7 protein-coding genes and 3 pseudogenes are annotated in these 9032 nt (G+C 45.4%); 9 read left to right on the forward strand and 1 reads right to left on the reverse strand.

The genetic code is table 11. The annotated features are described in order from the left end of the window. Positions 1-304: 304 nt before the first annotated feature. The 5 genes and pseudogenes from MC7420_RS09095 to MC7420_RS09115 all read left to right on the forward strand — a co-directional run bounded on the left by MC7420_RS09095 (position 305) and on the right by MC7420_RS09115 (position 4113). Entirely contained in the window at positions 305-2674 is a 2370-nt protein-coding gene (locus tag MC7420_RS09095) for a hybrid sensor histidine kinase/response regulator (RefSeq protein WP_006099782.1), read from the forward strand. A 77-nt stretch (positions 2675-2751) separates the two neighbouring features. Then, positions 2752-3090, forward strand: a complete 339-nt coding sequence (locus tag MC7420_RS09100; protein ID WP_006099959.1) for a hypothetical protein — start codon at positions 2752-2754, stop codon at positions 3088-3090. A 2-nt stretch (positions 3091-3092) separates the two neighbouring features. Beyond that, a pseudogene (locus MC7420_RS09105) lies at positions 3093-3590 on the forward strand (AAA family ATPase); the annotation flags it as partial. Positions 3591-3711: 121 nt separating this feature from the next. After that, positions 3712-3954 (forward strand): hypothetical protein, encoded by a 243-nt coding sequence (locus MC7420_RS09110; protein ID WP_006099909.1) that lies wholly within the window; start codon positions 3712-3714, stop codon positions 3952-3954. Positions 3955-3975: 21 nt separating this feature from the next. Continuing rightward, a complete protein-coding gene (locus MC7420_RS09115; protein ID WP_006099753.1) occupies positions 3976-4113 on the forward strand; it encodes a hypothetical protein in 138 nt (45 codons plus the stop codon). A 131-nt stretch (positions 4114-4244) separates the two neighbouring features. On the opposite strand, the gene MC7420_RS09120 is transcribed toward MC7420_RS09115, so the two are convergent. Then, positions 4245-5594 carry a proton extrusion protein PcxA gene (locus MC7420_RS09120; RefSeq protein WP_006099852.1) on the reverse strand — a complete coding sequence of 450 codons (1350 nt, stop codon included), beginning with the start codon at positions 5592-5594 and terminating at the stop codon, positions 4245-4247. Between the two features lie 237 nt (positions 5595-5831). On the opposite strand from MC7420_RS09120, the gene MC7420_RS09125 reads away from it, so the two are divergent. The 4 genes and pseudogenes from MC7420_RS09125 to MC7420_RS09130 all read left to right on the forward strand — a co-directional run. Continuing rightward, positions 5832-8018 (forward strand): hypothetical protein, encoded by a 2187-nt coding sequence (locus MC7420_RS09125; protein ID WP_006099784.1) that lies wholly within the window; start codon positions 5832-5834, stop codon positions 8016-8018. A gap of 441 nt (positions 8019-8459) precedes the next feature. Continuing rightward, positions 8460-8564, forward strand: a pseudogene (locus tag MC7420_RS43275) (Rpn family recombination-promoting nuclease/putative transposase); the annotation flags it as partial. After that, complete coding sequence (locus tag MC7420_RS41250) at positions 8551-8691, forward strand: hypothetical protein (RefSeq protein ID WP_006099731.1); 141 nt, start codon at positions 8551-8553, stop codon at positions 8689-8691. The pseudogene MC7420_RS43275 and the gene MC7420_RS41250, both read left to right, overlap by 14 nt. A gap of 112 nt (positions 8692-8803) precedes the next feature. After that, positions 8804-9032 (forward strand): annotated as a pseudogene (locus tag MC7420_RS09130) (Uma2 family endonuclease); the annotation flags it as partial.

Consider the following 9032-nt stretch of genomic DNA (forward strand, 5'->3'; position numbering starts at 1 on the left):
GGTATTTTGCTATTTTAAGCGTATTCATTTGGGTTGGTAGTTTATTGTATGACATTATCTAGCTTTATCTTTCTATTTGGCTCCAGTAGGTAAGCGATCGCAAAGAGATGTAAACATGATACCTGCCGACAAACGCTTATACTCTTTACAAAATGATACCATGATGGATAGAGCATAAAAGGCTAGAAATTTTAATAAAGATGTTATAAATAAATCGCTATATCTTGGATAGCATCGAATAGAGGCTCCGCTTACACCGAATCAGGGGTGAAGCATTGTCACTTGCTTAAACTAGACCAAACTCATGGCGATATTGGGAAATCCAAGATTTAGCCGAACCTTGCCATTGGCAATGTTCGAGCGGCTGCAAGAGTTATTGCAGCAGATGCAGGGAAAAATTGGTAGGGAAGCTGTACTCTTGCGATCGCAGGACTTGCCCATTGTATCTGTGGGTCTAGATCAACAGGTGCAACGATTTACGCTGCTGGTATCTCCAGGGTTCCGCGCCTTGCTAATCGCGACTCCGATTGAGTCACAGGGGGAAGCGGAGGCAAATTCCCATTCCAGTCTATATCAAGTTGGGTTAACCTTTGAATCAGACGCGATCGCAGGTTTTCTCGACGGGTTCACTCAACGGTTCACCCGCCAACCTCAGATTCTGCATGTCTTCAAGCTTGTCCAAACCTATCCACAAGCGAACCAAGCAGCCATCCAGAGTGAATTTACCCTGTTGTTGATGGACATACTCACCGCTAATCCCATCAGCAACGAATCTATCCATCCTTACTGTGAGGTGGGTCAACCCATTGAAGCCGCGCTACGCCAACAGGTTGAGCAGGAACGGCTGGTTCACCAGGTTACCACTCACATCCGTCAAAGTCTAGAATTACCCGTTATCCTCTCCACGGCTGTCGATGAGGTGCGCCATTTTTTGAACGTTGATCGATTATTAATCTATCAATTTGACGGCGATTTGGTTAACCTGAGGAGTGAAGGCGATAAAATTGAGGTTGACAATTCCACAGATGTCACTGATGAATTCGAGAACGCCCAGTTTTTAACTTCATCACCTCTCTCACAACAGGATGAGGGGTGTGTTACTTATGAAGCCCGCCGTTCTAATGAAATTCGTTCAGTTCTCAATTGGCGAGAGGAAAAGGACTGCGCTCTCTATGTTTCCAACTGTCGCAGCAAATATCATCAAGGATTTACTGGGGCGATTGATGATATTGAAGTCGCCTACAGCGATTCTCCCTGTTTACTCCAACTGCTGCGACAAACCCAAGTCAAAGCTAAGTTAGTCGCACCGATTATTGTTCAAAATCGCCTCTGGGGATTACTAATTGCCCACCAATGTTTTGCACCCCGACACTGGCAAGAAAGTGAAAAACTCTTTCTCAAGCAAATTGCCGAACACCTGGCAGTTGCCATTTACCAGGCTCAATTGTATGCCCAACTGCACCAGCAAAAAAGTAGCCTCGAACAGCGAGTGATTGAGCGCACCCAGGAACTTCGAGATGCACTGCAAGCGACACAAGCCGCGAACCATGCCAAAAGTGAATTTCTGGCGGCGATGAGTCATGAGTTGCGGACACCCCTGACTTGTGTGATTGGACTATCAGCAACATTATTGCGTTGGTCATTAGGGGAGGGAGGTAGCAAAACTGTATCCATTGAGAAACAACGGCGTTATTTACAAACCATCCAAGAGAATGGGGAACACTTACTGGCACTAATTAACGATATTCTTGATTTTTCCCAATTAGAGGCGGGAAAAGCTGTTTTAAATATCAACGAATTTTCCCTGCGGTATCTTGCCCAGCAAACCTTACGATCCCTAAAAGAAAAAGCCAGCAGTGGTCAAGTAGAATTAATCCTCGATTGGCAAGTCCCTACCCCCAAGGATCGCTTTCAGGCTGATCCACGCCGACTCCGGCAAATTCTGTTTAACTTATTGGGAAATGCGATAAAATTTACCCCGGCTGGTGGTCAGGTCACCTTAAGGGGGTGGCGAGAACAGAATCGAGCAGTGTTTCAAATCGAAGACACGGGGATTGGCATTCCCCAAGAACAAATTCCCCTAATGTTTCAAAAGTTTCAGCAGTTAGAGAAAACTTATCAGCGTACCTACGAAGGTACAGGTTTAGGGCTAGCCCTGACTCAACAATTGGTCGAACTCCATGGCGGTACAATTGACGTTGAATCCACTGTGGGAAAAGGGTCTATCTTTACCGTTCGCGTGCCGATCCAATCCGTTGTTCCAGGAGGAACCAAATCACCCGCCTCATCGGAAAAGGGATCTTCGATACCAGGGAGTATCGTTTTAATCGAAAATAACGAAGCTAGTGCGACAGCCATCTGTGAAATTCTCACGGCGGCGGGTTATCATCTAGTTTGGCTAATCGAAAGTTCAACGGCTGTGAGGCAAATTGAACTGCTGCAACCCCATGCCGTGATTCTGGATTGGCAGTTATCGGCAATGGACGGATATGAGATCAGCTATTATCTCCACCATAAAACGACAACAGCACACATTAAAGTATTGGCTTTGCTCACATCCTCACTCTCAGCCGATGAACAGCACGATCTCACCGCCCTCGTTGACGATTACTTACCCAAACCCATAGAACCTGCCCAACTTCTGCACAAAGTTGCCACATTGATGGCAATATGAAGTGGTCTTATGTCCTTGGTCTTATGTCCTTGGTCATTTATACTTGGTTGTTGACTTAATCAATAAGGAGTGTAAGCATGAGCGAATTTCTAGATTTCCTCAAACACAAGTATGCGTATGTCGCGATCGGAGAATTTAAGCCCGGTAAATTTGAAGAAGCCCAACAGCTTTATGAAGAAGCCATCTCGACCTACACTCACGGATTCCAAGGGGCATACATGCTGCGAGAACCGGGAACGGATAAAGGGATTGCCGTTATCTTTTGGGATCATATCGAAGATATGGAGGACAATCAAAATGAGGCTTACCAACAGATTTTGGAGAAGATGTCTCATTTATTTGTCAAGCCCCCCACGACAACTTTTTATGAAGTGTCTAGTCAAATACCCCCTTCTGTGGAAAAAGCAGAAGAATAATTATGCTGCAACGAATCATTCTCAACGGCTTCAAGTCCATTAAAACGATGGATCTGGAGTTGCGCCCCTTAAATGTCTTGATTGGAGCCAACGGAGCAGGTAAAAGCAACCTGGTTTCGTTTTTTAAGCTGCTCAATGAGATGATGGCAGGACGACTTCAACAGTACATCGCCACATCGGGACGCGCTCAATCTCTGTTGCACTTTGGACCCAAGATAACACCGCAAATAGAGTTTGAGGTTGATAATGGAATGGATACCTATACCCTGCGTTTATTCCATGCCGCAGGGGATACGTTTTTTTTGCTGAAGAAACCTATCAGCGTATTGTCAAAACAATCCGTTTAATCGGCGATATTTGGTAAGGCTTCGTATCATACCCAAATTCTCATCAGCACCCAATCTAGTTCTTTTTTGGATAACTTTGAGCCTGAAGATGTCATTGTAGTAAATCGACAGGGTAAAGAGTCGCACTTTAAACGGCTCGATTCCCCAGCATTATAGGACACATCATTATTTATGTAGAGACGTTGCATTATAGTCTCTACAATGGTGCCGAAAGTCCTAATCGATGTGTCTACTGCTATAATTAAAAAAGTCCAGTTATTTAAAAACAGATTCAATGACATTGCAAAAATTGCAAAACCAAGCCTTACAATTACCTATCAGCGATCGCTGGCGTTTAGTTCAGTCTCTGTTGGCTTCAATTCAAAAAGAAATGCTATCACTCATGTCTCCTAGCTTAAGTGCAACATCAATGACGGATCTTGATCCTTGGACTCAACGTTTACTGGGTGTTGTTCAGCTAAGTCCAGAGGATGCCAAAGAGTCCTATATTGATTATCTGGAGACAAAATACCAGTGAAACGGGTATTATTTGATAGTGATGTCAGATGCGGTAACAAGTGAAGCTGCACTTGCCGCCGGTTTGGACATTATCCTGACACGCAATATAGCTGATTTTGTGGCATCGCCAGTTCCCGTAATGTTACCTGAAGAATTTGTGGTAACCCTATCAGAATAAACGTGATGTATTTTGGAGAGGGTGATCGCCTCATTTTATTTGAGCTAGTACAATAAGGCAGAACTCTACAGAGGACAAATGACGTAGCTTGCTCCTCGCGAAGCGAGTATGACAAATGACGAATGACAAAATCACTCATTCATATTTCGGTAAGTTGCCACCGCTGACGGTGAAATCCGGTTCAGATAACGGAAGATCCAATATTTAATTACCGAATCCAGAATAACCGGAAACGTAGCAATAAACAAAAAGATAAAATCATGATTTTCGGGAATCCCGAAATGTCGCGAAATTGCCGCCAGAATCACTTCCCAACCGTGGGGAGAGTGGAATCCGACAAACATATCGGTAAACAAAATAATGATAAAGGCTTTGGCGCTATCACTGAGTCCGTATACAATATCATCAATAAACGATTTTAAAACTACAAAATCCGCTTTGCTAGTAACAATCACTCCAGCAAAAAAAGCGAGAGAAATTAAGTCGGAAAAAATATTCTTAATTGCATCAGAACTGCGATACTGATAATCTTCAGCTAGCTCTGTGGCTTTTTCTCTCAGCCGTTCTTCCATTTCTTCCGAGGATAACTTTGGTGCCATTCCCAATAAGCTTTTAAAGTGCAGTTCCTCTTCAAACCGCTGGAGTTCGGTGAAGGCTTCTTCCTTCATGTCAATATTTAAAAAAATACCCGGCTCATTTTCTGAGCGAAACGAGTCAACAATGGGTCCAACTACAAAGGTTTTAGCCACCTGATGGGCTAAAATGGGAACAATAATCAGCGTAAGAATAAACTTGATCGAAATTAAGGTTTTGTCGCGAGACGTGCGAAACTTCTTGACAACTTCCTCTTCGGCTTTAGGATCAAGTTCTCGCTGTAGTCGGTTGACGGTTCGCAGAATTGACCGAGGTACAACCCCGGTTTTATCCGATACTGTTTCTAATGCATCATTTTGGGGATTCACGCTAGCCTGCTTCAACTGGGCTAAGGTTTTGGCATTGGCTGTCGTTCTGGGATTACCGTTGGCTTGAGTCACTTGATTGGCAGATAGCGGGATCAAGGAAACGGAGGATGGCTCAGGTTCTGAATATCGTTTTAATATTTCATCAATAAAGTTGAGTTTTTCGATGATAATCGCTTGCTTTTCGGTTAATTCGATGGGATCATAGCGGGCTAAATTATCTCTGGAACCGAGCAAGCCATTCGTTGTTTTTGGCTCAGAAATCCGGAAAACTGACCGACTGGTTCTAAATTCCCGTAAGCGAACTCGAATCGTATTTAAGTATTTCTTTAAGTCAGCCTCAAAATAGGAAATAACACTATCACTATGTTGACCGGAGCGAGCCGAAATTTTCTGCCCATTGAAATGCTCATCTTCAATGGATTTAATCGTTAACGCGGCTTTGTAAGCTTGATCTAAGGCTCTTTCGGGGGTATCCGCGAACCATTGGTTAGCCAGACGTAAAATAGAGGGTAGCTTCATCGAAACGGCTAATATCTCAATAAAAAATAGTCCGGAGCGTTCCTGGCTCTCAATCGCCAGAATTAATATAGTTTACTTTACGTGGTATGTTAACAGATATTAAGTCTAAGTAGGTTGGTGGCAATAAATCCACCTAGATTAAGTTCTGTAAATAAAGCTCAAACCCTTACATAAACGTAGCTTGCTTCTCAAGGGAGCGAGTATGACGAATGACGAATGACAAATGACAAATGACGAATGATGAATTCGATTTGGATTAATGGTGGTACTCGCACGGGCAAAACAACTCGGCTGGTGACTCTGTTTCGCCAATGGGTAGAAGCGGGATGGGGTCGATCGCGTCCATTATCCTCTCCCATTGTCCACAAAAAGCGGCGCGATCGCTATCAGACGCCAGCCCTGTTAATTTTGGCAGCCAATGCGGATAATCGTCGGGAGTTGACGGATCGCCTCACGACGACGTTACAGGGGCGTTATCCAGTGCGTTGTCAGACGCCCTTGGGTTTCTTTCAGGACGAAGTGATTCTATTTTGGCCCCTTTTAATCCAACGGTTAAATCTCAGGGCGCAATTTCCCCTGCGCCTGCGCCCCGAAACCGAACAGGATTTAGCCATGCAGTTATGGCGTCCCCAACTCGAATCTGGATTAATTCCGATACCGGGAACTAATGAGTCAGTTCGGGTGCGGCGTCTGTTAGATTTGTTACAGTTAGCCGCCCTGAGTGGAACGTCGATTGAAGAGATTCCCAGGATGCTAGAACAGGGAGTGGTGGAACTAGAAGCCACCCCGGATCAATGGGAATTAATTGGTAAACTGCTGTTGGATTGGCGGGGGTGGTGTCTGGATAAGGGACTGTTAACCTACAGTCTGGTGGGTGAACTCTATTGGCGGGAAATGTTACCCGATGCTACCTATCAACAGTATTTAACCCAGCGTTATCGGGCGATACTGGCAGATGATGTGGATGAGTATCCCGCGATCGCACGGGATTTGTTTGATCTACTCTTAGATCAGGGTATCGTGGGGGCGTTTACCTATAATCCCCAGGGTCAAGTGCGCTTAGGTTTAAATGCTGATCCGGATTATTTGTCAGGATTAGCCTCTCGGTGTCAAGTGGAATCCTTACCGTCACAGCCGAATGATTCCTTAGCTGATGCGTTATCGCCAATGGCGGTAGACCTGCTCAACGACCCCATGATATTGTCAGACTTACCGGAGTTTTTGCGATCGCTACAAACCACATCTCGCGCTCAGTTATTGCGCCGCACCGCTGAGGTAATTATAGACGCCGTGAAGTCGGGACAAGTGGAACCGGGGGATATTGCCATCATTGCACCCGGATTAGACGCGATCGCCCGGTATACTTTGACCGATATTCTCTCCAAACAGGGGATTCCCATCGAACCGTTGAACGAACAGCGCCCCCTAATTAGTTCCCCCTTAATTCGAGCCTTATTAACCCTGCTAACCCTTGTCTATCCAGGGTTAGGGCGATTAGTGGATCGAGAGGCGATCGCCGAAATGCTCGTGGTTCTGAGTCGTACACCCGAACCCGTGGCGACAACTGAAGCAGACTCTCCCATCCCCAGTCCCAATATTGACCCGGTGCGGGCGGGTTTACTCGCCGATTACTGCTATTCTCCTGATCCCGACTCCCCCCACTTATTACCCGTTGAAACCTTTGCCCGTTGGGATCGCTTAGGACATCGGGCGACAACGGCTTACACCCAGATTCAGCAATGGTTAGAGGTGCAACGAGAACAGCAGCAACAGCGCCTAATTCCGTCCTGTGTGGTGATTCTCGATCGCGCCATCCAGAAATTCCTATGGAATGGCTCTAATCTACCTTACGATCAAATTTCCGCTTTGCGGGAACTCATGGAAACCGCCCAACATTATTGGGAAGTGGATGGACGATTGCGGAAACTCCCCGCCCATACGACTGATGAGGAAATAGCCAGAGGGGGAACACCGCCGCAGGCGACAATTTCCCAATTTATTCAGTTATTGCGTCGGGGAACCGTTACCGCCAATTCCTTTCCCGTGCGTCGCCTCCCCGCTACGGCTAATTCAGCCGTTACCCTAGCCACCATTTTCCAATATCGCGCCGCCCGTGGCTATCATCGTTGGCATTTTTGGTTAGATGCGGGATCTCATCTTTGGAGTCAGGGAGGTGCAGCGACGTTATTTGCAGCCCCCTTATTTCTCAAGGATTGGTTTGGACAGCCTTGGACAGAAGCCGATAAAATCCAAGCAGATGAGGAACGCCTACAGCGAATTTTACAGGATTTGTTAGGGCGAGTTCGCGATCGAGTGTATTTGTGCCATAGTGATTTAGCTGTCAATGGGACAGAACAAACGGGTCCGTTGTTAAACTTAGTTCATTCATCAATAGAGTTAACGGTTGAGTCAGTTGTGAGTTAGGGATCTGCGTAAAAGTAGAGTACCAGTGAGGAAAGCTGGATTCATGAACTCAGCCAAACGTCCTTGGTACATTATTAAGTCGCAAGTCCCTTATCGTTTCTAAGGAGTGAACAAAAGATTCGGGCTTTTTCGATCACATTAAGCTGTCATGCATTTAAATTGGGTATTATAGCAACCGCCATGGCTGTTAGGACACATCATTTATGTAGAGACGCGCCATGGCGCGTCTCTACAATGGTGCCGAACGTCCTAATCGATGTGTCTATTGCTATAGCAATCCTAAATAGGATGCAACAAGTAGACGGCTTGAAATCAAGGTATAGCAAGGGTTTCAGTTTTGAAAATTGCCACAATCAATTTAGGATTGCTATATAGTAGCACCTGACGGATGCAGCAAGCCCATGCGATCGCCTGTGTTTTAGGTCTACTTTTAATTGGGGGAGGATAACTATGATTTTTATTAATCCTTATCTCGCCCCGAAGATTCAGGGAATTAAAGATACGTTCCTGGATGTAAAAGCCAAACTCACCGATGAGACAACGGTTGGGACGAGAACAAGGGATTCAGGAGTCTAAAGTAGAAATAGCGAGGAAAATGATTGGGGTTTTAGATGAACAGACGATTAGTCAAATCACTGGCTTGAGTTTAGAAGAGGTGCGACGGTTGAGGTAGAAACTGTCATTAGTGAATGCGATCGCCTGTTAATTCCGACAAACGCCCCCAGGTTATCTATCCTTCATTTAATCAAATACAATGAAATAAGTTGTCGCTCCCTGAACGACTCATGCTAGAGTACAACCCATCCGATTGCTTACCCTGTGCAGAAGAACTACCCGATTCTGACGATACGCCAGTGGATAATGAACTTCAAGATTTGATTCCCTCATTACTTAAAGCTGTCCTAGCGCTGTTGTGGGAGAAGCGCTGGGATTGGTTTTTTGGAGTAGATATGGCGATATATTATCACGCCAAAGAACCGGCGATTGTACCCGATGGGTTTTTGAGTGTGGGAG

Source organism: Coleofasciculus chthonoplastes PCC 7420, assembly GCF_000155555.1.
Classification (GTDB): Bacteria; Cyanobacteriota; Cyanobacteriia; order Cyanobacteriales; family Coleofasciculaceae; genus Coleofasciculus; species Coleofasciculus chthonoplastes_A.

What these genes read in the sequence shown, in the direction of transcription:
- MC7420_RS09115 (WP_006099753.1), top strand. Translation starts at nt 3,976, where the DNA reads ATGTCAGATGCGGTAACAAGTGAAGCTGCACTTGCCGCCGGTTTGGAC.
- MC7420_RS09120 (WP_006099852.1), bottom strand. Translation starts at nt 5,594, where the DNA reads ATGAAGCTACCCTCTATTTTACGTCTGGCTAACCAATGGTTCGCGGAT.
- MC7420_RS09100 (WP_006099959.1), top strand. Translation starts at nt 2,752, where the DNA reads ATGAGCGAATTTCTAGATTTCCTCAAACACAAGTATGCGTATGTCGCG.
- MC7420_RS41250 (WP_006099731.1), top strand. Translation starts at nt 8,551, where the DNA reads ATGAGACAACGGTTGGGACGAGAACAAGGGATTCAGGAGTCTAAAGTA.
- MC7420_RS09110 (WP_006099909.1), top strand. Translation starts at nt 3,712, where the DNA reads ATGACATTGCAAAAATTGCAAAACCAAGCCTTACAATTACCTATCAGC.
- MC7420_RS09125 (WP_006099784.1), top strand. Translation starts at nt 5,832, where the DNA reads ATGATGAATTCGATTTGGATTAATGGTGGTACTCGCACGGGCAAAACA.
- MC7420_RS09095 (WP_006099782.1), top strand. Translation starts at nt 305, where the DNA reads ATGGCGATATTGGGAAATCCAAGATTTAGCCGAACCTTGCCATTGGCA.